Origin of the sequence: Paractinoplanes ferrugineus, from assembly GCF_016862195.1 — a bacterium.
Classification (GTDB): domain Bacteria; phylum Actinomycetota; class Actinomycetes; order Mycobacteriales; family Micromonosporaceae; genus Actinoplanes; species Actinoplanes ferrugineus.
The window spans coordinates 41,461-67,446 of sequence record NZ_BOMM01000036.1; the positions used below are offsets into that span (position 1 = coordinate 41,461).

20 protein-coding genes and 1 riboswitch are annotated in these 25,986 nt (G+C 68.8%); of the genes, 11 read left to right on the forward strand and 9 right to left on the reverse strand.

Annotated elements, in window-relative coordinates:
* Positions 1–51 precede the first annotated feature (51 nt).
* On the forward strand, positions 52–696 hold the full coding sequence (locus Afe05nite_RS19645; RefSeq protein ID WP_203818595.1) for a Rossmann-fold NAD(P)-binding domain-containing protein: 645 nt from the start codon (positions 52–54) through the stop codon (positions 694–696).
* On the opposite strand, the gene Afe05nite_RS19650 is transcribed toward Afe05nite_RS19645, so the two are convergent.
* On the reverse strand, positions 689–1,693 hold the full coding sequence (locus tag Afe05nite_RS19650; RefSeq protein ID WP_203818596.1) for a glutathione S-transferase family protein: 1,005 nt from the start codon (positions 1,691–1,693) through the stop codon (positions 689–691). The two genes, Afe05nite_RS19645 and Afe05nite_RS19650, sit on opposite strands and share 8 nt — an antisense overlap.
* Positions 1,694–1,737: 44 nt before the next feature.
* Between Afe05nite_RS19650 and Afe05nite_RS19655 the strand changes: the two genes are divergently transcribed.
* Complete coding sequence (locus tag Afe05nite_RS19655) at positions 1,738–2,838, forward strand: calcium:cation antiporter (RefSeq protein ID WP_203818597.1); 1,101 nt, start codon at positions 1,738–1,740, stop codon at positions 2,836–2,838.
* 98 nt (positions 2,839–2,936) lie between these two features.
* Here the strand turns inward: Afe05nite_RS19655 and Afe05nite_RS19660 are convergent, their stop codons facing one another.
* Entirely contained in the window at positions 2,937–3,971 is a 1,035-nt protein-coding gene (locus tag Afe05nite_RS19660; RefSeq protein WP_203818598.1) for a LacI family DNA-binding transcriptional regulator, read from the reverse strand.
* Positions 3,972–5,163: 1,192 nt separating this feature from the next.
* Here Afe05nite_RS19660 and Afe05nite_RS19665 point away from each other — a divergent pair.
* Entirely contained in the window at positions 5,164–6,546 is a 1,383-nt protein-coding gene (locus Afe05nite_RS19665; protein ID WP_203818599.1) for a DUF1996 domain-containing protein, read from the forward strand.
* Positions 6,547–6,584: 38 nt separating this feature from the next.
* Here the strand turns inward: Afe05nite_RS19665 and Afe05nite_RS19670 are convergent, their stop codons facing one another.
* Positions 6,585–7,145 (reverse strand): DUF305 domain-containing protein, encoded by a 561-nt coding sequence (locus Afe05nite_RS19670; protein WP_203818600.1) that lies wholly within the window; start codon positions 7,143–7,145, stop codon positions 6,585–6,587.
* A 136-nt stretch (positions 7,146–7,281) separates the two neighbouring features.
* Positions 7,282–7,351: riboswitch (guanidine-III (ykkC-III) riboswitch) on the forward strand.
* Positions 7,352–7,364: 13 nt separating this feature from the next.
* Here Afe05nite_RS19670 and Afe05nite_RS19675 point away from each other — a divergent pair.
* Positions 7,365–7,679: a DMT family transporter gene (locus Afe05nite_RS19675; RefSeq protein ID WP_203818601.1), complete on the forward strand. Its 315-nt coding sequence runs from the start codon at positions 7,365–7,367 to the stop codon at positions 7,677–7,679.
* 51 nt (positions 7,680–7,730) lie between these two features.
* Here Afe05nite_RS19675 and Afe05nite_RS19680 read toward each other — a convergent pair whose 3' ends face one another.
* The 4 genes from Afe05nite_RS19680 to Afe05nite_RS19695 form a co-directional block, all read right to left on the reverse strand.
* Positions 7,731–8,006 (reverse strand): hypothetical protein, encoded by a 276-nt coding sequence (locus Afe05nite_RS19680; RefSeq protein WP_203818602.1) that lies wholly within the window; start codon positions 8,004–8,006, stop codon positions 7,731–7,733.
* Between the two features lie 95 nt (positions 8,007–8,101).
* The gene (locus Afe05nite_RS19685; protein WP_203818603.1) at positions 8,102–8,887 is read right to left on the reverse strand and encodes an endonuclease/exonuclease/phosphatase family protein; all 786 of its coding nucleotides are present in this window, start codon (positions 8,885–8,887) and stop codon (positions 8,102–8,104) included.
* Between the two features lie 24 nt (positions 8,888–8,911).
* The gene (locus Afe05nite_RS19690) at positions 8,912–9,652 is read right to left on the reverse strand and encodes a hypothetical protein (RefSeq protein WP_203818604.1); all 741 of its coding nucleotides are present in this window, start codon (positions 9,650–9,652) and stop codon (positions 8,912–8,914) included.
* Complete coding sequence (locus tag Afe05nite_RS19695) at positions 9,653–13,057, reverse strand: galactose-binding domain-containing protein (protein ID WP_203818605.1); 3,405 nt, start codon at positions 13,055–13,057, stop codon at positions 9,653–9,655.
* Between the two features lie 1,763 nt (positions 13,058–14,820).
* Here Afe05nite_RS19695 and Afe05nite_RS19700 point away from each other — a divergent pair.
* The 5 genes from Afe05nite_RS19700 (at position 14,821) to Afe05nite_RS19720 (ending at position 19,135) form a co-directional block, all read left to right on the forward strand.
* Complete coding sequence (locus Afe05nite_RS19700; protein ID WP_203818606.1) at positions 14,821–15,177, forward strand: YciI family protein; 357 nt, start codon at positions 14,821–14,823, stop codon at positions 15,175–15,177.
* A 112-nt stretch (positions 15,178–15,289) separates the two neighbouring features.
* Positions 15,290–16,519 (forward strand): RNA polymerase sigma factor, encoded by a 1,230-nt coding sequence (locus Afe05nite_RS19705; RefSeq protein WP_239117997.1) that lies wholly within the window; start codon positions 15,290–15,292, stop codon positions 16,517–16,519.
* Between the two features lie 21 nt (positions 16,520–16,540).
* Positions 16,541–17,224: a response regulator transcription factor gene (locus Afe05nite_RS19710; RefSeq protein ID WP_203818607.1), complete on the forward strand. Its 684-nt coding sequence runs from the start codon at positions 16,541–16,543 to the stop codon at positions 17,222–17,224.
* A complete protein-coding gene (locus tag Afe05nite_RS19715) occupies positions 17,217–18,563 on the forward strand; it encodes a HAMP domain-containing sensor histidine kinase (protein ID WP_203818608.1) in 1,347 nt (448 codons plus the stop codon). The genes Afe05nite_RS19710 and Afe05nite_RS19715 overlap by 8 nt, the downstream gene beginning before the upstream one ends.
* 35 nt (positions 18,564–18,598) lie before the next feature.
* On the forward strand, positions 18,599–19,135 hold the full coding sequence (locus Afe05nite_RS19720; protein ID WP_203818609.1) for a hypothetical protein: 537 nt from the start codon (positions 18,599–18,601) through the stop codon (positions 19,133–19,135).
* A gap of 80 nt (positions 19,136–19,215) precedes the next feature.
* Here Afe05nite_RS19720 and Afe05nite_RS19725 read toward each other — a convergent pair whose 3' ends face one another.
* Positions 19,216–19,992 carry a DUF5995 family protein gene (locus Afe05nite_RS19725; protein ID WP_203818654.1) on the reverse strand — a complete coding sequence of 259 codons (777 nt, stop codon included), beginning with the start codon at positions 19,990–19,992 and terminating at the stop codon, positions 19,216–19,218.
* 159 nt (positions 19,993–20,151) lie between these two features.
* Positions 20,152–22,980, reverse strand: coding sequence for a helix-turn-helix transcriptional regulator (locus tag Afe05nite_RS19730; protein WP_203818610.1), 2,829 nt, complete (start codon positions 22,978–22,980; stop codon positions 20,152–20,154).
* Between the two features lie 176 nt (positions 22,981–23,156).
* Here Afe05nite_RS19730 and Afe05nite_RS19735 point away from each other — a divergent pair, with 176 nt between their 5' ends.
* On the forward strand, positions 23,157–23,786 hold the full coding sequence (locus Afe05nite_RS19735) for an adenylate/guanylate cyclase domain-containing protein (protein ID WP_203818611.1): 630 nt from the start codon (positions 23,157–23,159) through the stop codon (positions 23,784–23,786).
* 148 nt (positions 23,787–23,934) lie between these two features.
* The gene (locus tag Afe05nite_RS19740; protein ID WP_203818612.1) at positions 23,935–25,986 is read left to right on the forward strand and encodes a DNA gyrase/topoisomerase IV subunit B; all 2,052 of its coding nucleotides are present in this window, start codon (positions 23,935–23,937) and stop codon (positions 25,984–25,986) included.

Consider the following 25,986-nt stretch of genomic DNA (forward strand, 5'->3'; position numbering starts at 1 on the left):
CTAGACGCGCCGTACGACACTTCCCGGCCCCATCGACCATAAGGTGGACGCATGCGGGTAGTGATCTTCGGGGCGACCGGAATGGTGGGGCAGGGCGTGCTCCGGGAGAGCCTCCTGGCGCCCGATGTCGAGCAGGTCCTGGCCGTGGTGCGCACGGCCACCGGCGTACGTCATCCGAAGTTGACCGAAGTGAAGTTGACCGACTTCGGTGATCTGAGCCCGATCCGGGACGAGCTGACGGGTTTCGACGCCTGCTTCTACTGCCTGGGCGTCTCCTCGGTGGGGATGGACGAGGCGAGCTACACGAAGGTGTCCTACGACTATCCGATGGCCGCGGCGCGCACCCTCGCCGAGATCGACCCGCGGACCTGCTTCATCTACGTCAGCGGAGCCGGCACCAGCGCGCAGAGCCGGCAGATGTGGTCGCGGGTCAAGGCCCGCACCGAGCGCGAGGTCATCGAGCTGCTTCCGAACGGCTACGCCGCGCGGCCGGGGATGATCCAGCCGATGCACGGCGTGCGGTCGAAGACGCGCTGGGTCAACACGATCTACACGGCCGCCGCGCCGCTGGTGCCGGCGCTGGAGCGGGCCTTCCCGAAGTATGTGACCAGGACCGACCTCATCGGCCGGAAGATGCTCCAGGTGGCGAGGGTCGGCTTCCCCCGCCACGTCCTGGAGAACGCCGACCTCAGATAGCCCCGTGCGCGGCCGGCACCGTCTCGGCCGGCGAGGGCGGCCCCGGCGGCGTCCCGTCCCCGAACGGCCGGCCGCCGAGCTTCTCCCGCCCGTGCGGCTCGAGCCAGTTCGCCAGTAGTGGGCCGGCGGGCACGATCCCGGTCGGATTGATGTCGCGATGAACGACGTAGTAGTGCTGCTTGATGTGGACGAAGTCGATCGTGTCGCCGAATCCGGGCGTCTGGAACAGGTCCCGCGCGTACGCCCAGAGCACCGGCATCTCGATGAGCTTGTTGCGATTGCACTTGAAGTGGCCGTGATAGACCGGATCGAACCGCGCGAGCGTCGTGAAGAGCCGCACGTCGGCCTCGGTGATCGTGTCCCCGACCAGGTAACGCTGCGTCTCGAGGAGCCCCGACAGCTTGTCCAGCCGGTCGAAGAGCCGGTGGTAGGCCTTCTCGTAGGCCTCCTGGGTCCCGGCGAACCCGGCCCGGTAGACGCCGTTGTTGACGTCGCTGAACACGAACCGGTTGATCTTGTCGATCTCCGCCCGCAGTTCCTCCGGGTAGAGCGCGGGAGCCCCGGGCCGGTGATGGGCCGACCATTCCAGGGACAGATCGAGGGTGATCTGGCTGAAGTCGTTGGTCACCACCTGACCGGTCGGCACGTCCACCATCGCCGGCACCGTGATGCCCTTGTCGTAATCGGGGTAACGGGCGAGGAACGCCTCCTGGAGCCGTTCGATGCCGAGCACCGGGTCGCGTCCGTCCGGGTCGAGGTCGAACGTCCAGCTCCGCTCGTCGTGGGTCGGCCCGGCGATGCCCATGGAGAGAACGTCTTCGAGCCCGAGCAGCCGCCGCACGATGATCGCTCGGTTGGCCCACGGGCAGGCGCGGCTCACGATGAGTCGGTATCGTCCCGGTTCTACGGGATATCCGTCACGCCCGTCCGCGGTGATTCGGGTTGGAATGTACCGCTGATCCCGGTTGAACTCACCGGACGGGTTCACATAAGCCATGCCGTTATCCTGCCTCGCCGGAACCGGTCTGGCAGAGTTGTCGGATGGCAGCCAAAATTCGTGATTACCTAGCCCACTGGACCGTGGCCGTCCCGATCGTCGCTGTCGCCGCCCTGATCCTGACGTGGGGCCGTGACCTGCCACCACCCGCCGTGGTGATCGTCGCCCTCCTGCTCGGCGCGGCCGTGCTCGCCGCCGTGCACCACGCCGAGGTGGTCGCCCACCGGGTCGGTGAGCCGTTCGGCTCGCTGGTGCTCGCGGTGGCCGTGACGATCATCGAGGTCGCCCTGATCGTCACCCTGATGATCAGTGGGGGCGAGAAGGCCCAGTCACTGGCCCGAGACACCGTCTTCGCCGCCGTGATGATCACTTGTAACGGTCTGCTCGGCCTGTCGCTGCTGGTCGGCGCGGCCCGCCGGCACGTGGCCGTGTTCAATTCCGAGGGCACCGGGGGAGCCTTCGCGACCGTCACCACGATCGCCACGCTCAGCCTGGTGCTGCCGAACTTCACCACGAGCCGGCCCGGCCCGCAGTTCACGCCGACCCAGTTGGCCTTCGCCGCGGTCGCCTCGCTCGCCCTCTACGCCCTGTTCGTCACCGTGCAGACCCGGCGGCACCGGGACTACTTCATGCCGATCACGACGGCCGGCCAGGTGATCGACTCCGAGGAGCACCTCGAGCCGCCGAGCAACCGCACGACGTACCTCAGCCTGGGCCTTCTGCTCCTGGCCTTGATCGGTGTCGTCGGCCTCGCCAAGGGCGTCTCGCCGTCGATCGAGTCGGCGGTCGACGGCGCCGGGCTCCCGCAGTCCTTCGTCGGTGTGGTGATCGCCCTGCTGGTGCTTGCGCCGGAGACGATCGCGGCCGTCCGGGCCGCCGCCCGCGACCGCGTGCAGACCAGCCTCAACCTGGCACTCGGCTCGGCGATGGCAAGCATCGGCCTGACCATCCCGGCGATCGCCATCGCGATGATCTGGCTGGACGGCCCGCTGCTGCTGGGCCTCGGCGGCACCCAGATGGTCCTGCTGGCCCTCACCGTCGGGGTGGGCACCCTCACCATCGTGCCTGGCCGCGCGAACGTGCTGCAGGGCGGCGTCCACCTGGCCCTGCTTGCCGCCTTCCTGTTCCTGGCGGCGAGCCCCTAAGTCAGGCTCCCTGGTCGTTGGCCGGCGAGCCCTCAGGCCGACTTGCGGCCGTTGGCGGTGAGCTGTCAGGCCGACTTGCGGCCGTTGGCGGTGAGCTGTCAGGCCGACTTGCGCAGCACCAGCGTCGGCTCGTAGATCACCGAGGAGACCCGCATCTCCGCATCCTCGATGCGCGCCAGCAGCAGACGCGCGGCCTCGGCCGCCATGTCCTCCAGCGGGTGACGCACGGTCGTCAGGGCCGGCTGCGCCGTGACGGCCGCGCTGCTGTCGTCGAAGCCCACCACGGCCACATCCTCGGGAACACGGCGGCCGGCGTCGCGCAACGCCAGCAGCGCACCGGCCGCCATCACGTCGTTGGCCACGAAGACACCGTCGAGGTCGGACGTCTGCGACAGCAGCGTGCGCATCGCGTCCTCGCCGCTCTCCTGCGTGAAGTTCCCCGCCACGATCGGCACCCACCCGTGCCCGTGCTTCGCCATCGCCCGCCGAAATCCGGAAATCCGGTCGTGGCTGGCCGGCACATCAGCCGGCCCGGAGATCATCGCGACCCGCTGACACCCACGCCCCAGCAGATGCTCGGCGGCAAGCGTCGCCCCCGACTCGTTGGCCAGGTCAACGTAATTGATCGGCACCGGTTCAGCCGGCCGCCCGATCATCACAGCCGGCACGCCGCCCTCGGTGAGCATGCCGGGCAGAGCATCGACAGCCGGCAGCGACAACACGATCACCCCGTCGGCCTGCCCGTTGCGCAGATCCCCGACCAGGCGCTTCCGCCCGTCGTCACTGCCCACGATCTGCAACGCGAGCTGCACCCCGGACTGCCGCAGCACACTCATGAGCCCGCCCACGACCCGCCCGAAATAGGGATCGGCGAAGAACCGGCTCATGAACGGATCGTCGTCATGCGACTCCGAATCCGACACCACGAGGGCAACCGTCCCGGTCCGGCGAGTGACCAACGACCGCGCCATCCGATTGGGCACATAACCGGTCTTCCCCACCGCGTCCCACACGACCTCGTGCAGCTGCGGATCCACATTGCGGATCCCATTGACCACCCGCGACACCGTCGCCCGCGACACCCCCGCCACCCGCGCGACATCCTCGAGCGTAGGCAGCCGGTCACGTTGCATGCGGCCTTTATAGCACATGAGGAGAGCGCTCTCCGAGTCTTTCTTACCGTACGACCGTCCACCTCCCCGCCGAATCAGGCCGCCCCGCCCACCAGCGCGACCTCCTGCCCACCCACCGCCGACAACGCGCCTCTCGCGCACGGCGGCTCCTGCGCCCCAAACCCACAGATCCGACGGCGGTCACACCCGAGCCCTCGTCTGCCCGCCCCAGCGGATCGGTCTGCCGTGGAGCACCAACCCACCGATGGCCGAAGCCCAAGACGCTCCGGGCCGCCACCGAGAACAAGCTCCGGGGCGCGCGTTGTCTCCCGAACGCGTTGTCCCCGAACGCAGCGCCTCCCGCCTGCAGTGCCTGCCAGGCAGGCTGAGTGGCTCCCGCCTGCAGTGTCTGCCAGGCAGGCTGAGTGCCTTGCGCGCGCTGTGCCTTCCAGGCAGGCTGAGTGCCTTGCGCGCGCTGTGCCTTGCGCGCGCTGTGTCTCCCAGTTGGGCGCTCGTTCAGTCTTCCGGTTCGAGCATCCGAGGGACAGTCGACTTTGGTCTAGGAGATGTCGTGGCGTCCGCGGATTGCTTGTCTTCGCGGGCCGTTGGTCTTCGCTGGGCCGCCGGCCTCTGTGAGACGGCGGCCGGCTGAGACGGCGGCCGGCTGAGGCGCCGGCGGGCTGAGACGGCGGCCGGCTGAGGCGCTGGCCGGCTGAGAGTTGCTGGCCTTCGGGAACGTCAGCTGGCTGCGGAGGCCGGCCGGCTGGTCGTTCGGGAGGCCGGGCGCGCGAGGCGCCGCGCCTCGGGGGCACCCTCGGGGATTTGCGAGCTTTGCTCCTGGGGTGTCGCTCCTCGGTGGCCGTCTGGATGCGGCTCCGTCTCCATGCGGAGGCGCGCCCAAATCTCCTGCGGAGGGTCTCGCGCGTCCGCCGAGGCCACATCTTCGGGGAGAAAGGGGTCTCCGGGGCACTTCAAGACCCCATCTTCCCTGATGAAGGGCCGCTGGAGAGCAACGAAACCGCCAGGGGCGCCGGCGGCGGGCGGTTGGTTCCGGAACTGGGATGCATTGACGGGGGTGACATGTCGGCGTAACACTTCGGAAAGCGCTCTCCAAAGGCCGCCTCGCGTTCCCCGCGCGGGGCGTACACGTCTATCCCCCTGGAGATCCCGAGTGAAGACTCCAAACGAACAACGCCATCGCCATCGCCACTCCATGCGGCGGATCGTGGCGCCTCTCGCGGTCACCGCCGTGGCCGGGACGTTGACCGTCGTCGGACTGCAAGCGGCGCACGCGGCGGACACTCTGCTTTCGCAAGGTCGGCCCACCCTTGCCTCGTCGACGGAAAGTGGCGGCTCGCCGGCTGCGGCGGCTGTCGACGGCAATTCCTCGACGCGGTGGGGGAGTGCCTGGAGCGATCCCCAATGGCTGCGCGTCGACCTCGGCGGTTCGGCGAGCATCACGTCCGTACAACTGCAGTGGGAAACCGCGTACGCGAAGGCGTATCAGATCCAGACATCGGCTGACGGCAATGCCTGGACCACCGTCGCCGCGAAGAGCAATGGTGCCGGAGGCACCGAGACGCTCACAGTGAGTGGCACCGGGCGCTATGTCCGGATGTACGGGACGCAGCGCGCTACCACCTACGGTTACTCGCTGTTCGAGTTCAAGGTGTTCGGCTCGCTCTCCAGCCCGCCCGCCCCGGACGGACCCGGCTATGTGCCGGCGAACCCGCCGGTCACCGGGGTCACCCCGTCGACCGCCGTGCCGCCGGACACGAATCCGCCCACCACGCACCACGAGTTCCAGGCCAACTGCTCGGTGAGCCGCACCAACCTGCCGGACGACCCGATCGTCTTCCCGGGCCTGCCGGGGGCCTCGCACTCGCACACGTTCATGGGCAACGCGACCACGAACGCAATGACGACGCTGGGTAGTTTGCAGGCTGGTGGCACCTCATGCATCACGCCCGGTGACAAGACCGGTTACTGGATGCCGACGCTGCTCAACGGCACCACCGCGGTGCAACCGGTCGGCCGCCAGGTCATCTACTACAAGAGTGGGGTCATCGACTATCGCAGCGTGCGGCCGTTCCCGGTCGGCCTGCGTTACGTGGTGGGCAGCCCGACTGCGACCATCGACGACTTCCGGAACAGCCCGGGTGCGGTCGAGGGCTTCGAGTGCGGAGACAGCACGTTCAACTGGGACATCCCGGCGAACTGCCCGGCCGGCACCCAGCTGAACGCCCGCTACCAGGCGCCGAGCTGCTGGGACGGCCTGCACCTGGACACGCCGGACCACAAGAGCCACATGGCGTACCCCGTGCTCGGGGTCTGCCCGAACGATCACCCGGTCGCGGTGCCGATGATCGAGTTCAAGATGGCGTGGCCGGTAAGCGGCAACATGAGCAACGTCCACTTCTCCAGCGGGCGTGGCTTCAGCTTCCACTACGACGTCTACAACGCGTGGGACGGCCCGACTCTGGCCGCCCTCACGACCCACTGCATCAACGGTGGTCTGCAGTGTGACCCGCGCGGTTTCGACCTCTACAAGCCGGACCGTGGCGCCGCCCTGAACGAGAACTACGTGCTTCCCTGATTTGTTTGAAAGGGGCGCCATCTCTGCTGGCGCCCCTTTCAAGATGCTTTCTGGGAAGCGTTCTTCAGCGTGGTTTCGGCCAATTCACGGGTACGCAGAATTTGTGTCGCCAGGGAACGGGTCTGCTCCTCGACTCCCGATTTGTCTTCGCTTTCCGCGAGGTTCTGACTCTGGTCCAGATGCTCCTGGATGAGTTTCAGAACGTACGCGTCGAAGTCTTTTCCGGTGAGCGCGGCGGCCTTGGTCACGTCGTCCGGGGTGACCATGCCGGGCATCGGCATCCCCTTGTGCGGGTTTTCCGACGGCAGGCCCGCCTGGTCGTGCAGCGCTCGCAGCGCGCTCAGCTCGGCGGTGGTGAATCCCTGCACCTGTAAGGCCAGGGCCTGCAGCGAGTCGCTGCCGCTGTGTTCGGGAACGATCTCCAGAAGCGGGAGCAGCTCCTCGTCCATCGCGATGTTGATCTCGATCCAGGCGAGGTCGGTGCCGCCGAACTGACTGGCCGCACGCGCCGCCGGGGTGGGTGCCGGATCGGCCGCCGAGCTGGTGCAGCCGCTCAGCAGCAGAGTGCCGGCGAGCAGGACTCGGGCTATCGCTTTCACGCCGGTAAGTCTGGTCTTTTACCTTTACGTATGTCAACGATTAGATATCGATGGGTCGCAACGCTCTTGTAACAATTAACCGGCTTCGATGGATTAGTTTCCACGGCGCCTCGGTGGGGTGTTGCTATCCTTGTCTTAGATGCCCGCTTATGCGGCCATCCCGGACGAGGGCGTGTCGTACCCGGCTATGACAAGACGACCGCGATGGAGTGACTCGTCATGGCATGGACCGTTCTCGTGGTTTCCGGCGCGTTGGAGACCATCTGGGCGATTGCCCTCGATCGCAGTTCCGGATTCAGTCGACTCGCGCCGACTGTGATCTTCGTGGTCGCGCTGGTGCTCAGCATGATCGGGCTCGGTTACGCACTGCGCACGATCCCGATCGGCACCGGTTACGCGGTGTGGGTGGGAATCGGCGCGGTCGGTACGGCAGTGGTCGGCATGGTGGCGCTCGGTGAGCCGGCCAACCTCGTACGCGTCATGTGTCTGTTGATGATCGTGGCCGGCGTCGTCGGCCTCAAGGTGTTCCACTGAGCGACGGTGCGCCCCGCGCGGCAAGCTCGCGGGGCGCACCGTTTCGCCTGGTCACATCGAGATGTCGAGCTTGCTCTTGTAACCGCTGATGCTGTTGGTGCGCGAATCCTCGTTCTCGCGCTTGGCCGCCTGCTGCTCGCGCTGGACCGCCTGCTGCGCCCGGAGAACCGCGGCCCGGTCCTCGGCGATGATCCGGTCGTGGTCCGACTCGGCGACCTTGGCGGCGGCCTTCGCGGCGAGGTCCTGGGTCAGCTTCTGCTGGTACTTCTCGAGCTCGGACTGGGCGGTGCTGTTGCTGCTGGTCGAGCCGATCGCGGTGATGCTCATGGTGATGGTCCTTTGCCGGTGGGGGACTCGGTCGCCCGGTCCCATCGTCCGGCTCGGCCCGATCATGTGAACTTCCGCCGGCGAACTCCTGCCGCTCACGGCTCCATGTCGACGCCGACCGCGTAATGGTCTGAGGGGTGGATGCCGCCGATCGGCCGGTCGCCGGCCAGGAACGCGCCGTGCACGGCGAGCGGCAGGCCGGGGCGGCCGGGCCGGGCCAGGATGTGGTCGACGCGGCGGTCGAGCTGCTTGGGCGCGTCGGGCGCGCAGGGCAGCCGCGAGTCCAGCGTCACGGCGCCCGGATCGGCGCCGGCCGCCACCCAGGTGTCGACCATGGCGTCGAGCAGCGGAAGGAGCTCGGGCTGGTCCGGCGCGGCGTTGAGATCAGCAAGCAGGAGTACGGGCATCGGCCCGTCCAGTCCGGGATCGGTGGCCAGCGCCGCCAGCGCCCGGGTCTGCGCGAGATGATCGCCGGCGAACCGCTCCTCCCACTCGGTGCCGGCCACGATGACGTGCAGTGGTCCGCGCGGATGATCGAGGCTGGCCCGCAACGCCGCCGGGGCCGGCCCGCCGCGCTGCTCGTGCGGCAGCTCGCAGCGCTCCCGAGACAGGATCGGCCAGCGGCTGAGCAGCCCGAGTCCGAAACCGATCCCCGGGTGCTCCGGATCCTCCACGCCCGGCTCGGTGGCCGGGATCCACGCCGCGTGCAGGCCGCCCGGCCGGGCGAGACGCTCCGCCTGGTCGGTGCCGTCACCCGACCAGGCCTCGACGAGTCCGAGCACGTCCGGCCGATACGTTCCGACCGTCGCGGCGATGCTCTCCTCGCGCCGCCGCCAGTTCCCGCCGAACCGCCACCACACGTTCCAAACCATGACGCGCATCGATACAAGGTACTCAATTAGGGGTTATTCGGGGCCGACTTCGCCAGTGCTTCGTGATCCGGCATCGGTGTAGGGCGGGAGAAGATGGATCAGCTCGGGGTCGCCCGCTTCGGTGAGCGCGCGGACGGTTCCGGCGAGAATGTCGGCGATCTGGATCTCGGGGTGTCGGAGAGCCTCGAGGAACCGGATGTCCCGCAGCGGGCAGCGTTCCTTGAGGACTTCGACGCGTCGCGGCGGCAGCTGTGTCTGCCGGTCGTGGGCGATCGTCACCGGACCCCAGTGGGTGACCGCGGCGACGATTGCCGGGACCAGCGGATCGAGGACGGAGCGGCCGACCGGATCCGCGCTCAACCATTCCCGGAACGCCGCTGCCCGGTGGCGGGCGGTCGGCCGCAGAACGTCGAGATCGGGCTCTGCCTTGGTCCGGAGAATGTCGTTGGCGCTCTCGGGGCCGGGAAACTCGCCACCGACGTGTTCGTCGAAGACCCGGCGGACAAATGCCGGTTTGTCGAGGAGGAAGACGTGGCCCCGACCGTACACCGGACCCGATTCGCCGAGGAACCAGCGCAACGTCCGGCGATGCTGCGGCCGGAGCAGATGGTTGGCTTTGTACTCGGTGGCCGGCGACCTGATGCGGACACGCAACTCGGCCAGCACGGCGGCAGGTTCCGCCAGGCTGACCGAGGCGTGCGCGAAGAGCCGGGTCGTGGAGCCGATGAGCTTCTCACCCTCGTACCCGGACTCGTCGCAGGCGATCTCCAGCATCTATTGCTTATATACGCCGAACTCCCACAGTGAATAGCCATATGTGGTCGCCCGGCCGGTTGCCTCGACCCGCACGTAGCGGCCGGAGCCGCTGATGCTCAGGTCGTCGAAACCACCGTCACCGCTGGATGTGCTGTAGACCGTGGTCCAGTTCGAACCGTCCGCCGACGTCTGCACCTGATAACCGGTCGCATAGGCGGCCTCCCAGGCCAGCTGCACGTGGTTGAACGATTGCACCGAGCCGAGATCGACCCGCAGCCACGCGGTGTCCACCCATTCGCCGGCCCAGCGGGTTCCGTAGTCGCCGTCCGTCGCGTACTGCGGCAGCTGCGGCCCGTTCGTGCCGGTCGGCTGGTAGGTCGACGCCGTGGTGGTTTTTCCCCTGGCGAGATTCGTGCCTGGAACGGTCGGTGGCACCACGCGAATCGACCGTTGCTCGATACCGACGTTGCCCTGACCGTCGTACGCGTAGACGTAGACCTTCCAGACGCCCAGCTTGTCCGGTGCCCTGGCGGTGAACGAACCGTTTCCGTTGTCGGTGAAGGTGACGTTGGTCAGGCCGGTCCCGCCGGTGATGTGCTTGTCCGAGTACATCAGGTTGTAGCGGATCAGATCGCCCTGCGGATCGCTCGCCGTCGCATCGACGGTGAACGTTCCACCGGCCGGCACTGCGGTCTGGTTCGACACCGACATCGACGAGATGACCGGTGGCGTGTTCGCCGGGGTCTGACCCGAATAGGCCTGCGCGAGAGCGTAGTAACCGAGTCGGCGCCACCCGCCGGTGAACGTGTTCAGCCACACTCCGCCGAAGTCGTTCTCGAGACCGTAATGGAACTCGGTCACGCCGAGAGCCACTCCCGGATGGGCGTTGATCGTGTTGACGCTGTTCGTGTAGCCGTCGCGCTTCTGCACGTCGGTCGGCTCCGTCGGTACGCCGTTGACGTCGTTGGGGACCTCCCATTCACCGGCCGGCCCGCCCTCGGTGACGATGTACGGCTTGGTGTAACCGCCCGCCACCCAGTCGTTGTAGACGTTGCCGATCGCCCCGTACGAGTTGACCGCGAGCAGATCCAGATCGGGGGCGTACTGCTTGTAATAGGGCCAGGCGCCGGTATAGGCGTCGGTCGACGTGACCGGGTGATTCGGGTCGGCCGCGTGAATGGCCTGGGCCAGCTGGTTGACGAACTTGGCGTAACCCACCCGGCGCGCTTCCACCTCGGCCGCCGACAGCCCGTGGTCCTGCATGGTCAGGATGACCTCGTTGCCGACGTCCCACATCAGTACGCCCGGCTTGTTCTTCAGGGTGTTGACCCGGTTCACGATCTCGGTCTTGACCGAGTTCATGTAGGCCGTGTCGTTCGCATAGTCGGCGCCCTGGTTCAGCCAGTGCCCGACGACCACCTTGATGCCCTGCTGCGCCGCCTTGTCGAGCAGGCCGGGGGTGTTCGCGTCGTCCACGCCCCAGATCCGGATCGTATTGACGCCCATGTTCTTCAGGTCGCGCAGGTATCCGTCGGCGGCGGCCTGCGGCGGACCGTAGGTCAAACCCTTCAGCCGGTACCCGGCACCGTTTACCTGAAGCTGCCAGTTGCCCTGGGTGCCGGTCACCTTCACCACGCTCGGTGCGGTCGGCGTCGCCGGGTCGGTCATCGCCGTCGCCGCGGTGCCGGTCGCCCGGGACACGCTGACCGAATCCACACTCAGCACGCCACCGGACGTGGTGTCGGCGGTCGGAGTGGTACGGCCGGCGATCGCGTTCGGCAGCGACCCGCCGATGGCCAGGTCCAGGCGCAGGAAGAAGCCGTGGTGCACGGCCGCGTTCCAGGCCGTCACGCCGACCTGCGACTCCCGTACGATCCAGGTCTGCCGACCGTCGAGAGAGAACCGGATCTCCTCGTCGGTCTTGGTCCGGTCGATGACCTGCGAATACTCGTGGTAACCGGACTGGCAGCCGAGGCAACTCGCGAAGCCTGACGAGCGCCCGTTATATTCCGCGCACGGCCCGTCCGGCGCGGTGCCGCAGTGCAGTGTCTGCGCCAGCTGGTTGCGCCCGTTGACGTCGGTCATGATGTCGGTCTCGCCGACGCCCGGCCAGTTGTTGTAGTTGCCGCGATACGCCGCTCCGGTAGCGCGGAAGCCCGGCCAGTAACCGAGCGCATTGGCCACGTCGGGTTGCTTGAGCACCGCGGTGAACTTCGTCCGGGTGCCGGCGAGCGGTTCGAAGTCGGTGCGCTGCGTCTCGAGCCGTCCCGACGTCCAGTTGCCGGCACCGTCGCGGATCGCCTTGATGGTCAGCTTGCCGGCGCCGTCGAGCGAGACGTTCGCCGTGCTCGCGGACGCCGTCTCGACCTCGCCGGTGCCCCAGTCGGCGGCGCCGCCAGGGTAGGAGGTGCCGGTGCGCAGCAGCCAGTTGGCGCCGCTCGGCGAGGTGTTGGCGGCCCCGTCGAAGCTGTCCGACCAGACAGTGGTGAAGTCGCCCGTGGTGGGTGTGCCGCCGCTTGTGAAGACCTTGAACTCGAACAGCGAGTAGCCGTAGCCGCCCGGACGCGCTGTGCCGTACATGCGGATGTAGCGCCCGTTACCACTCACCGTGAGCGTCTCGGTGCCGCCGGCACCGTTGCTCGTGGAATAGATGTCGGTCCAGGTGCTGCCGTCCGTCGAGGTCTGGATCTGGTACGCCTTGCCGTACGCGCCCTCCCACTGGAGCCCGACCTGGCAGATGTTCTGCGCCGAGCCGAGGTCGACGCTGATCCACTGGGGATCACTGAACGTGCTCGACCAGCGCGTACCGGCGTTGCCGTCGGTGGCGTTGGCGGCCGCGACGTCCGCGCCCTCCTGCGACGATGCGGTGGTCGGCCGGCCCTGAGCGGCGTTGGTGGTGCCGCAGGCGGCGGGCGTGCTGCCGGTGGAGCCGTAGACCTTGAACTCGAACAGCGAGTAGCCGTAGCCGCCGGGCCGCGCCGTTCCGTACATGCGGACATAGCGCCCGCTGCCACTGACCGTGCGCGTCTCGGTGCCGCCGGCGCCACTGGTGGTCGAATAGACGCTGGTCCAGGTGTTGCCGTCGGTCGAGGTCTGGATCTGGTACGCCTTGCCGTAGGCGCCCTCCCATTGCAGAACCACCGAGGTGATGGTCGCGGGCGCGCCGAGGTCGACGCGGATCCACTGCGGATCGCTGAACGTGCTGGACCACCGGGTGCCGGCGTTGCCGTCGGTGGCGTTGCCCGGCGCGGTGTCCGCGCCTTCCTGAGAGGACGCGGTTGTCGGTTTGCCCTGCGAGAGCAGCGTGTCGGCGGCATGCGCGCCGAGCTGCGCCACCGCGAGATAGGCCGCGACGAGCGCGAGGACAACGATGGGTACGAGGCGCCGCCACAACAGCCGAGGCGGCGAGGATGCCGTGTTCACGGAAACTCCAGGGGATAGAGCGGCCAGGGCACCGGGGAATGTGCTGAGCACTCGGGGAAAGCGCTCTCCGTCCGTCCGCGAAGTGTTACGCCGCCCTTTCCGTCATGTCAATACCGAGGGACCCTCCAGGCCTCTTAATCCCCACAAAACCCCACACCCTCTTGACGTCAGCCCTCCACCTGGCGCACGGTGGTCAAAGTTTGGAGAGCGCTTTCCAACAAGGTGGCCGGCGGCCGCACCCGGTCGCCGGCCACCCACCCCCAGTCTGCTGGGGTGTCGTTGAGTTCCGCCCCTCGCTGAGCGCCGGCCTCTGAACCGCACGCCGGGTAGCAGGACTCGGGCGTGCGGCACCCGGCCCACACCCGATAAGGCCAAGCCGAACCCAGCGGTACTCGGCTTGCGCTTTCTCCGTCCTCTCCGCCCTTTCTCGTCGCCCTCGGCCCTCGCGCCTTGCGCTTTAGCTGCGCCGCCGACCCGAGCCTGCCTCTCATGCGCTACCTCCCGGCCAGAATTTGCAAGGTCCCATGATTGCCCGTCGACCCATCAATTCCCTTGTCTCGGCAGGGCGTCGCGCTATCAGCGGACTGAATTGCACGTTCCTTTACTCGGAGTGGCCGTGAGTCACGGGTGTGGCCCTGGGCCGCCAACCTTCCTCGCCGAGTTGAATGACCCACGTCGCAATCTCCACCCCCGTTCCGGGTAATGGTGGCGGCCCGGCCGGCTTCTTGTCCGCTGATCTGGTCGATTGCCGCCTTTTCCCCGGGTCGCCAAAACGGGAAATTGGCACGACTCTGATCGCTAGGCGCGGGCCGCCACCACGATTCCGCGTGACGGGTGTCTGGCAGGTGGAGGTTTCGCCGGCCTCCGCCCGAACTGTGGATGCCGTCGACGATCGGCTCCGCATGATCATGCAAGCCCGCCTCTCCGCACCGGGATGAACAGCCGCGTAACCGGCACAGCTTTTGAGCGTGGCGGCGCTTCGATCCCCACCGCCTGTGCCGCTCATGCGCGCGGCGAAAGGCGTCACCCGCCGGCGAACAGCTTCGTGATTTCGTTCGGTCTCGCATGCTGGCGAGTTCCGCGCTGATGAACATGTGCAGCTGCCGCATGAATAGCTTATCCAGCATTCTTCGCCGTGTCAGATTGAACGATCATGCCAATCCGAGGTTGGCAACAGCAGCGTTGGCGCGACCAATCAACATTTGAGTTCTCGGCTTGTCAGGCGTGGGGGAAAGGCTTGCCCTCCGGGAGCCTCGGGTGCGAAGCGCTCGAATTGAAGACCGGCCGGAAGCGCGAGTTCGGTGGACTTTCGAACTGAGCCGTGCAGGAGAACGGAGCCGGAACGAACCGAGATGCAGAGGTAGGGCGCAGGCAGGCCGGGACCGGAATGCGGGCAAGGGCGGACCGGAATGCGAGGGGCGGGCGGGGCAAGGGTGCCCAGGAGGCGAGGTGGACCCGGAGGTGAGGGGGGATTAGGAGGCGAGGGGGCGGACTGGGGTACGCGGAGGGCGGGCAGAAGTAGGAGGGACCCAGGGCCGATGACGAAGCAAAGAAGGGCTGGGAGGCTGGGCGAACCACGGCGGATCCGGCAGGGCAGACAGGGGCGGGAAGAGGCGCCGGCCGCGAGGAAGGTGGGCAGAGCGAAGCTGCGCACGGGCCTCTGGAGAAAAGTTTGTGGGGGATGTCGAGCAACGGGAGTGGGCTCCGACTATCCGCTGACAGTGGCCGTGACATGGCGGTGCCTGGATGAGTAGGAGATCGATATGAAGTACATGCTGATGATGTTCGGGGACGCCACCGACATGATGGAGGTGCGGTCCAAGGAATGGGTGCGGGACATGATCGCCTTCATGCAGGAGTTCAACGCCAGGCTGATGGCCGCGGGGGAGTTCGTGGACGCTCAAGGGCTTGACGTTCCGGCTACCGCCAAGACGGTGAGTCTCGCGGACGGGCAGGTCGTCGTGTCCGACGGGCCGTTCGCAGAGTCGAAGGAGGCGCTTGCGGGCTACTGGCTGCTTGACGTCAAGGACGAGGCTCGTGCGATCGAGCTCGCCGGTGAGGTCGCGGTCTGGGCCCAGCGCCTTGAGCTGCGCAAGATCGGGGAAGCGCCGGAAATCTAAGCAAAAGCGGGCAAGCGCCGGAGGTCTGAGCAACGCGGGCAAACGCCGGAGGTCTGAGCAACGCGGGCAAACGCCGGAGATCTGAGCAACGCGGGCCAGCGCCGTCGGCGGGGTGAGCACGGGAGGGCGGCGGGTGGTGGGGGAGATCGAGGGGCTGCTCAAGGAGCTTGCTCCGCAGGTGCTGGGCGGGCTTGTTCGGCGGTTCGGGCAGTTCGATGCGGCGGAGGACGCGGTTCAGGAAGCTCTTCTCGCTGCCTCGCTTCAGTGGGGGCGGGAGGGGGTGCCGGACAATCCGCGGGGGTGGCTGTTCTCGGTTGCCTCGCGGCGGCTGGTTGACGAGTTCCGCAGTGCCAGTGCGCGTCGCCGCCGCGAGACGGAGGTCGCCCTCAAGGACGTGACGGCTGAGGTCCCGGGTACCGATGACACGCTTGAACTGCTGTTCCTCTGTGCTCACCCGGCTCTGTCGGGGCCGTCCCAGCTTGCGCTCACCCTGCGAGCTGTGGGCGGCCTGACGACAGCGGAGGTCGCGCAGGCGTTCCTCGTACCGGAAAGCACCATGGCCCAGCGGATCAGCCGCGCGAAGCAGTTGATCAAGCGGAGTGGGCGGGGGTTCGAGGCGCCGCCGGAGGCGGAGCGTGGTGCGCGTCTGAGCGTGGTTCGGCAGGTGCTTTATCTGATCTTCAACGAGGGCTACACGGCGTCGGGTGGGCCGGCGCTGCAGCGGGCCGAGTTGACCGCCGAGGCCATCCGGCTGACCCGCCTGCTGCGGGCGGTGCTGCCCAAGGACGGCGAGACCGCCGGTCTGCTGGCGCTGATGTTGCTCACCGACGCGCGGCGGCGGGCTCGGACGGATGCCGACGGCAACCTGGTTCCGCTGGACGCCCAGGACCGCACGCTGTGGAGCAAGGAACAGATCACCGAGGGTGTCGCCCTGGTCTCGGCGACGCTGGGGCGTGGACCGCTCGGGCCCTACCAGCTGCAGGCCGCCATCGCCGCCATCCACGACGAGGCGCCCGGGGACGACGAGACCGACTGGCCGCAGATCCTGGCGCTCTACGAGGTGCTGGAGAAGATCGCGCCGGGGCCGGTCGTGACGCTGAACCGGGCGGTGGCGGTGGCCCGCGCCAACGGGCCGTTGGCCGGTCTCGCGGTGCTCGCCGAGATCGGCGACGACGCCCGGATGGAAGGGAACCACCGGGTCGAGGCGGTGCGGGCGCATCTGCTGGAGCGGGCCGGTTTCCGCGCGGAGGCGCACGACGCGTTCAACCGGGCCGCGAAGCTCACCGCGAGCGTGCCGGAACGCCGCTACCTGGAGGGAAAAGCTCTTACAGTGCTCGAATGAAGAAACCGGCATGATGGTTCGGTGACCGAAGCCAAGGGCCTGGTCCTCGTGGTCGAGGACGAGCGGCCGATCGCTGACCTGGTGCGGCTCTACCTGAGCCGGGACGGCTTCGGCGTGCAGGTCGAGCACGACGGCATCGCCGGACTGGCCGCGGCGCGCCGGCTACGGCCGGTCTGCTGCATCCTCGACATCTCGCTGCCGGGGCTCGAAGGCACCGAGATCGTGCGGCAGTTGCGAGCGGAGGGTGACTGGACGCCGGTCATCTTCCTTACTGCCCGTGACGACGAGATCGATCGGATCCTCGGTCTGGAGATGGGCGGCGACGACTATGTGACCAAGCCGTTCAGCCCCCGTGAGCTGGTCGCCCGGGTCAAGACGCTGCTGCGGCGGGCGGCCGGTCCGCCCGACGGTGGCCGGGTCCGCACGCTCGGGCCGGTGGTGCTCGACCCGGCGCGGCGCCTGGTCACCGTGCACGGGGCGGCACTGTCGCTGACGACCACCGAGTTCGACCTGCTCGGGCACCTGCTCGGCCGGCCGGGCCGGGTGTTCACCCGGGAGGAACTGCTGGCCAGCGTCTGGGGATACGCGTCGGCGGCCGGCACCCGCACCGTGGACGTGCACGTGGCGCAGGTGCGGGCGAAACTCGGCGAAGCGGCGTCGCTGATCCGCACGGTGCGGGGCGTCGGTTACACCGCCGATGCTTAGCCGGATCAGGGGCCAGGTCGTCCTGGTCACCGCCGCCACCGCGGTGATCGCCGTGATCGTGACGGCGCTGGTGGCGATCCCGGTGGCGATCCGGTCGGTCAACTCGCAGGCCCGCGACCAACTGGTGGAGCAGAGCAAACTCGCGGTCGAACTCCTGGCGACCGAACGCCCCGCCGTCCGGGAACGCATCGTCACCGAACTGCGCGAGCAGGGCATCGAGGTCTACCTGATCCGGGCGGGCGTCGCCGACCATGCGGGCCTGCCGAAACGGGTGATCCAGCAGGTCGCAGACGACGCCGAGGTCGACGCCCGGGCACTGGTGAACGGTCGCCGGTCGTTCATCGTCGGCCGGCCGCTCACCGGCCGTGACGCCGGCGTGGTGCTCACCCGCACGATGGCCACCGGCATCGGTGGCAAGGTGCTCGGCAGCATCTGGATCGCGTTGCTCGCCGGCCTCGCCTGCGGCATCGGCGCCGGCGCGCTGCTGGCCCAGTTCATCGCGCGGCCGATCCGCCGGGCGGCGTCGGCGGCCGGCAAACTCTCCGCGGGCGACCGCTCGGTGCGCATCTCCCGGCAGGGTCCGGCCGAGGCCGGCGAGCTGGCTGACGCCATCAACCAGCTCGCTGCCGCCTTGCAGGTCAGCGAGGGCCGGGAGCGGGACTTCCTGCTGTCGGTCTCGCATGAGTTGCGTACGCCGTTGTCGACGATCCGTGGCTACGCGGAGGCACTCGCCGACGGCGTGGTCGGCCCGGACGGTGCGGCGAAGGCCGGGTCGACGATGCTCGCCGAGGCGGAACGCCTGGACCGGCTGATCTCCGACCTGCTGGTTCTCTCCCGGTTGGAGGCGGCCGACCTGCCCATCGACGTGGTGGAGGTCGACGTGACCGAGCTGGTCCGGGGTGCCGGCGAGGCGTGGGCTGCTCGATGTGCCACGGACGGCCCGCTGTTACGCGTACATCTGCCGGACTCGCCGTTGATCGTCGAGACCGACCCGGGACGCATCCGGCAGGTGATCGACGGCCTCTGTGAGAACGCGTTGCGTGTGGTTCCGGCGGGGGTTCCGCTGGTGCTGGCGGCGCGCGCGGGCGCCGACGCGGCGGTGATCGAGGTCCGCGACGGTGGCCCCGGGTTCACCGACGACGACCTGGCGGTGGCGTTCGAGCGGGGCGCCCTCAACCGCCGTTACAAGGGGATTCGCAAGGTCGGCAGCGGTCTGGGCCTGGCCCTGGCGGCGCGTCTGGTGGGCCGGCTCGGCGGCCGGATCAGCGCCGGGCACGCGCCCGAGGGCGGCGCGATGTTCACGGTGGAGCTTCCTTACCCGGCCCGAACATTGCCCTGACCGAAGCCTGCGGTTCGGCGCGCAGTCTTTGACCCATGAGACGAACCCTTCTGGCCCTGGGCCTCACCGGCACGCTGGCCCTGGCCGGCTGCGGCCTCGACAAGACCGCCACCGCTTCCGGCTCGGCCGCTTCCGATTCGACCAATTCCGGCTCGGCCGCCTCGGATTCGGCCGGCTCCGGGCTCGGTGACGAGGCAGCCGCGCTTCAGCTCGTCGGGCTGGACACCGGGCTGGCCGACAAGGCGTCGGCCGGCACCGGCGACGCCCCGCGCAAAGCCATGCGTAAGTATCTGAATCGGAACACCCTGCACGGTGAGGTCGTCATCCAGACGAAGACCGGCACCAAGACCGTCGTCGTGCAGCGCGGCTCGGTCACCGCCGTGACGACCGACAGCGTCTCGGTGAAGTCGACCGACGGTTTCACGCTCACCTGGAAGTTCGGCGACAAGCTGCGCATCGTCCAGGCCCGCAAGAAGGTCGATGCGTCGGCGTTGAAGACCGGCGTGGAGATCGGCATCGCCGGCGCCAAGGACGGCGGTGTCACCTCGGCGCAGCTGGTCGCGGTCAAGTAGCGCGGTCAGTCGAAGCGTCCGGGTAAAGGGCCGCGGCCCGCCTCCCCCGGGGCGGGCCGCGGCGCATCAGTAAGGCTCTTCTACTGCAGGAACTCGCCGAGCGGGGACAGCAGCAGTCGCCCCAGGTCGGCGGAGATCCGGTCGAGGTGCGCGCGTTCCTTGTCGGTGGCGCCCATGTCGTGGCGCAGGCCCCACAGTTTCTGGGCGTTACGCCACGCGACATTCCTCGTGTACTCCACCGCCTCGCCCTGCCACCAGTCGTCGAGGCAGCCGTTCATCGTGTCGATGAGCAACTGCCACTTGTCGAGGTAGCCCCGGCGCAGGCCGGGGATGGACACCGCGAAGATCTCGTTGATCTGCAGGTAGTCGTGGTGCTGGTCGCTGTCGTCGATCGGGTCGGTGCCCAGGTGGTCGAACGTGGTCACCAGCGCGAACGGCAGGTCGAAGTTGATGTGCGCGTTCACCCCGGCGCACGCGGCCGGCAGCGGACGACAGTCCGGCCCGGGGATCCGCTGGAACAGTCCGGCCCAGACGCGCGGGCAGCGCGGGCTTTCGCTGGGACCGGCCCAGGCCCGAAGCGCGTCGAAATAGCGCGCCGCGAACTCCACGTCGAGGCGCGAGAGGAAAGCCGGGTCCTTGAACTTGCCCGCGTAGAGGCGCTCGAGCACACCCTCGGTGATCGTCAGATACAGGCTGTTGAAGTCGCAAAGCGGGTTCCCGGCCAGCAGCGGTGGCACGCGGCCCAGAATGTCCTGCAGCTTCGTCAGCTGATCAACCACGGCGGGTACGTCGTCGGGGTGCGATTGCAGCAAGTCGTACATCTCCTGCCGCACCGGGCCCCAGACCGACTGGGTCATCGGTTCCTCCAGATGCTTCTCCACGCGGAGGGCCCCCAGCACCGGACCGGCGACGGTAGCCGCCGGGCCGGTGCTCCCCCGTGCGAAGAAGCCTTCCATCGGCGGCTCGCGAGGGGATCGGTAGATCTACGTATTACTGGCGCGTAGGTAACGGAAAGGTCACGCCGCGGTGAGGAAGACCCGGCTGGCCTGCACCCGAGTGCGTACCTGCAGCTTGTCGAAGATGTGACCGACGTGGACGCCGACCGTGCGCTCGGAGATGAACAGCTTCTCGCCGATCTCCCGGTTGGTCAGGCCCTCGGCCATCGCGGCCAGCACCTCCCGCTCGCGCGAGGTGAGAATGCCCAGCTCATCGCCCGGATTGGGGTCCGGCGGGCGCAACGGCAGGGTCGGCACGTCGTCGGCGAGCGCGACTCGGAACCGCTGGGCCGTCGCGATGATCTCGTCGGCGAGCGGTCGCGCGCCCATCGCGATCGTCGTCGCGTACGCCTCGCGCAGCGCGATCACCGCGGTGGCCTTGCGTGTCGACGTAGTCCGCCGGGTGAGCGCCGCCTCGGCCCGCCGGAGCCGGGAATAGGCGGCCGGGTAGGGCTGGCTGCGCCGATCCCAGGCGGTGGCGGCCCGAAGCCAGGGCTCCGGGTCGTGCCGCTGCTCGATGCGGCTGATCTCGGCGTTGCACAGTTCGATGTAGCCGTCGATGACCGCGCGCACCGGGGTCGCGGCACTGTCGACGCCGTCGGTCATCCGCTGCACCACCGTCTTGAGCCGGCGGAGCGCACCCGGGTCGACCTGCTCGCCGTCGCTCAGGGCCTCGGCCTCGGCGCGCAAGCCGTGCCAGGCCAGGATGCCGAGCAGCATCAGGTCGTCGGCGCGGGTCTCGGTGAGTCCGCGTTGCACGGCCGCGCGGGCCTGGGTGTGCTGGCGCTGCCACATGGCAAGACCGGAGCGCAACGTCAGCATCGGCAGCACGTGCCTGGCGCCACCGCCCGCGAGCAGGGTGGCGACGGCGTCGAGATCGCGGGTGGCGGCCTCGATGTTGCCGAACCCGACCCAGAGCCGGCAGCGGGCCAGCAGCAGCTCGACCGCGTCGGCGCCGGACGGCCGGTGCCGCATGGCCGCCTCGAGCACCGTGTCGGCCTCGGACCACTGGCCGACCCGGAACAGGCCGTTGCCGGCGATGGCCAGCAGGCGGGTCTGATAGGTGCGGCCCACCCCCAGCGAGGCCAGCCGCTCGGCGCCGCGGCGGGCCACCAGCACGCCCTCCTCGACCTTGTTGAGCGGCCCGGTGAGCAGCTCGGCGAGGTGCAGATAGGCCACCCCCAGGTCGTCCGGGTGCCCGGAGCGCTCGGCGATCTCCACCGCCTGCCGGATGACGGCCAGACCGGCGTCGGGATCCTCCCGGAACGCCGAGCTGAAACCGAGCGCGGCACTGGCCCGCACCAGGTCAGCGGTGCTGCCGTTCTCCGCGGCCAGGTCGAGGGCCTCGGCGGCGCGCTCGAAGGCATCGGCGTAACGGCAAAGATGAACAAGCAGTTCAGCGAGGTACGCCGCGGCCGACGCCCGCTGGCGCGGGGTGCAGTCGGGCGCCTCGAGAGCCAATTGGTACTCCACCTCGGCCGTCGCCGACCGCCCCGCCGCGGCGAGGTAGCGCGCGCGACGAAGATGCAGGTCGCAGCGGCCCGGGGCGTCCGGGCGCCCGGCCAGCTCGGCCAGCCGGGCCAGGGCCCGCTGGTGCTCCCCGCACAGGTGGGCCGACTCGGCCGCGTGCGCCAGCAGCTCGGTGCGCTCGGGGGCGTCGTCGGCGGTCAGGTCCAACGCCAGGGACCAGTAACGATGGGCCTCGGTGAAGCCGTACAACTTCTCCGCCGACCGCGCCGCCGCGACCACCGAAGGCAGCGCCCGGGCCGGCTCACCGGCCCGCTGCCAGTGATGCGCCAGGCGGGCGTGGTCGATCGTGCCGCCGGCCTCCATCGCCTCGGCATAACGCCGGTGCAGCGACGTGGCCTCGGCCGGCAGGACCTCGGCCTCGAGGATCTCGGCCACCAGCCGGTGCCGCAGCCGGTAACCCTCCGCCGAGCTGGCCACGAACCGGTGCGCCACGGCCGCCCGGATCGCCTCGATCAGCTCGTCCTCGCCGAGTTTGGTCACCCGGGCCAGCACGGCGTGCTCGATCGGCTCGACACCGGCCGAGATCGCGTGGACCACCGAGTGGGCCGGGGCCGGCAACTCGTCCACCCGGGACAGGAAGATCTCGCGCAGCGTGTCGGACAGCTCGACCCGGCCGTCGCGCAGGTCACGGGCCAGTTCCTCGACCACGAAGGGGTTGCCGCCGGAGCGCTTGAAGACCCGGTCGGAATCTTCCGGTTCGACGGGGCCCCCGGTGATCGCGCTGACCAGCTCCTGCGTCTGGGCCCGGTCCAGCGGGGAAAGATCCACGACGCGTACGGACCGGAGCCGGCGCAGCTCGGCGAGCACCCGGCGCAGCGGGTGGGCGCCGTGCAACGCCTCGGCCCGCACCGCGGCCAGCACCGACAGCTCGACGCCGCCGAGCCCGGCCAACAGGTAGAGCAGCAGTTGACGGGTGCTGCGGTCGGCCCACTGCAGGTCGTCGAGGACCAGCAGCAGCCGCCGGCCGCCGGCGACCGCGCGCAGATCGCGGGAGACCCGGTCGAGCAGGGCGCCCGGATCGTCGGCACTGGTGTCGGACTGCCGCAGTCGCGGCTCGGCCTGCCGGAGCGCCTGCAGAACCGGGTGCAACGGGGATGCGTCACCGATGTCGAGGCAGGTTCCGGACAGCACGGCGACACCCGCGGCGCTCATCGCCCGGGCAGTCTCCCGCAACAACCGGCTCTTGCCGACACCGCTCTCGCCGGTGACGAACACCGCGGCGGTGCCACCCGGACCGACGTTGCGCAGGTCGGACAGGACCTCGGCAAGCGTGTCGGTGCGACCGACAAGCGGACCGTCGTCCCCCTCCTCGCTGGCCATGCAGGGCAGCCTAGTGCGAATCGACCTATCACGTTGTCGGCGGTTCGGTCTGTTCTGCGTCACAAAATGACGGGGCGCCGCAAGGTCAGAGATACGTCGTTCTGACGATCCAGAAGTGGACCGGTCCTGGCACCGTTTCTCCCCGGGGCAAGCAGTGATCTGGGGGAGCGTGAGACATGACCGCAATCGCTATGGCGGAGCAGGAGCGGCGTCAGACCGTGACCGTCCTCTTCATCGACATCGTGGGCTTCACCTCACTGGTCGACGAACTGGACTGCGCGGTGGTCCGCGCATTGCAACGGGACTACTTCTCGACCGTGTCCGAGGTGGTCCGCGCGGGGGGCGGCGTCATCGAGAAATACGTCGGGGACGCGGTGATGGCGGTGTTCGGCACCGGGGCGGGGGGCTTCGGTGCGGAGGCGGCCGCTTCGGCGGTACGGGTGGGCCTGTCGGTCCAGGAGGCGTTGAGGGGGCAACTCCTGGCCGGCAGGTTCGCTGTCCGCACCCGGGTGGGTCTGGCGACCGGCGACGTGATCGTCGATGTCGAGGCCGCTCGGGATTTCGGGCACGGGATGATCAGCGGAAGTGTGGTCAGTACGGCCGCGCGTCTGCAGGCGTACGCGCCGCACGACACGGTGGTGGTGTGCGCGGCGACCCAGGCGGTCACCGATCGGTTGATCGCCTATCAGGAGCTGCCCCCGGTCCGGGTGGCCGGCAAGCCGTACCCGCTCGATCTGTGGCGTGCGCTGCAGCCGCAGCGGGTCCCGGTCGGCGCCGGGCAGCTCTGCGGGGTGGGCGCGGAATAGGTCCGCGCACCTCACGGCGGGCGTCGATGGGGGCACCGGCGCCCGCCCTCCGCAGTGTGTCGCGACACCGTTGAACAGAAGTTGTCAGAGGCTCCCGGTAGGCTCGCCGCGAATTGACCACACCTAGGGCCACCGGGAGAAGCAGCTAGTGACCGCGGAAATCCTGTACGGGGCGGACGACCTCACGCACCTCGAAGGGCTGGACGCTGTCCGCAAGCGCCCGGGAATGTACATCGGCTCCACCGACAGCCGCGGTGTCAACCACCTGGCCAACGAGATCATCGACAACTGCACCGACGAGGGTGTCGCGGGTCATGCCACCCAGGTGGCGGTGATCCTGCACGACGACGGATCGGTGCAGGTCGACGACGACGGCCGGGGCATCCCGACCGACGTCAATGCCAAGTCCGGTCTCAACGGCGTCGAGCTCGTGCTGACCCGGCTGCACGCCGGCGGCAAGTTCGGCGGCGCCGGTTACAAGACGTCCGGCGGTCTGCACGGTGTCGGCGCCTCCGCTGTCAACGCCCTCTCGCTGCGCTTCGACGTCCAGGTCAAGCGGGACGGCAAGGTGCACGAGATCTCCTTCCACCGCGGTCAGCCGGGCACCTTCGACGGTCCCGGTCCCAGGGCGGCCTTCCACCCCGAGTCCGGCCTGCGGGTCGTGCGCAAGATGAAGCGCGGGGAGTCGAGCGGCACCTCGATCCGCTATTGGTACGACTCCCGCTACTTCGAGACCGGCGCCCGGCTCGACGTCGACGCGGTGCGGGCCAAACTGCGCAACACGGCGTTCCTGGTGCCCGGTGTGATCTACACGCTGCGCGACGAGAGCGCCGAGGAGACCACCACCGAGACGTTCCATTACCCGCACGGCCTCACCGACATGGTCGAGTTCCTCGCCCACGCGGGGGACAAGCCGGTCTCGGGCATCCTGATGGTCCACGGCGAGGGCACCTACAAGGAGAACGCCGCCGACGCCAACGGGGTGATGCAGTCCAACGTCGAGCGCCGGGCCGAGATCGAGATCGCGTTCCGCTGGGGCACCGGTTACGAGCGCACCGTCGAGAGCTTCACCAACACGATCCGCAACGTGCACGGCGGCACCCACCGCAAGGGCTTCGAGCGGGCCCTGGTGCGGTCGCTGACCGAGGCCATCCGCAACACCCGTGGCCTGCTGCGCCCCAAGGAGGACGTGCCGGTCCTCGACGACCTGCTCGAGGGCATGACCGCGGTCATCCACGTGCGCGTCCCCGAGCCGCAGTTCACCTCGCAGACCAAGGACGAGCTGTCCACGGCCGGCATCACGCGGGTGGTGCAGAGCCTGACGGAGGCGTACGTCAAGGAGTGGGTCGACGGCCGCAAGACGAAGGCCGAAGCCCGCACCGTCCTGCAGAAGGTGGTGGACGCGGCCCGCGTCCGGCTCACCCAGAAGCAGCAGAAAGACGCGGCCCGGCGCAAGACCGCGCTCGAGGGCGCGTCGATGCCGCCCAAGCTGGTCGACTGCCGGGCCACCGGCATCGCCCGCTCGGAGCTCTACATCGTCGAGGGTGACAGCGCCCTCGGCACCGCCCGGATGGCCCGCAGCTCGGAATATCAGGCTTTGCTCCCGATCCGGGGCAAGATCCTGAATGTGCAGAAGGCGTCGCTGCAGCAGGTGCTCGACAACGCCGAGTGCTCGGCCATCGTGCAGGTGCTCGGCGCCGGCTCGGGCCGCACCTTCGAGGTGAGCTCGATGCGTTACGGCCGCGTCATGATCATGGCGGACGCCGACGTCGACGGCTCGCACATCCGCACGCTGCTGATCACCCTGTTCGCGAAATACATGCGCCCGGTGATCGAGCAGGGCCGGCTCTTCGCCGCGATGCCGCCGCTGCACAAGGTCGTCACCAAGGGCCGCAACGCCGAGACCATCTTCACCTATACGCAGCAGGAGATGGAGTCCACGGTGTCGCGCATCGAGCGTGGCGGCCGGAGCGTGCAGCGACCGGTGCCCCGGTTCAAGGGCCTCGGTGAGATGGACGCCGACGAGCTGTGGGACACCACGATGAACCCGGCCACCCGCACCGTGCGGCGCATCACGATGGATGACGCCGAGCGCGCCGAGGAGACCCTCGAGCTGCTGATGGGTGAGCGTGTCGAGCCCCGGAAGAACTGGTTGATCGAGTCATCCGGCCGGATCGACCAAGAGACGATCGACGCCTGA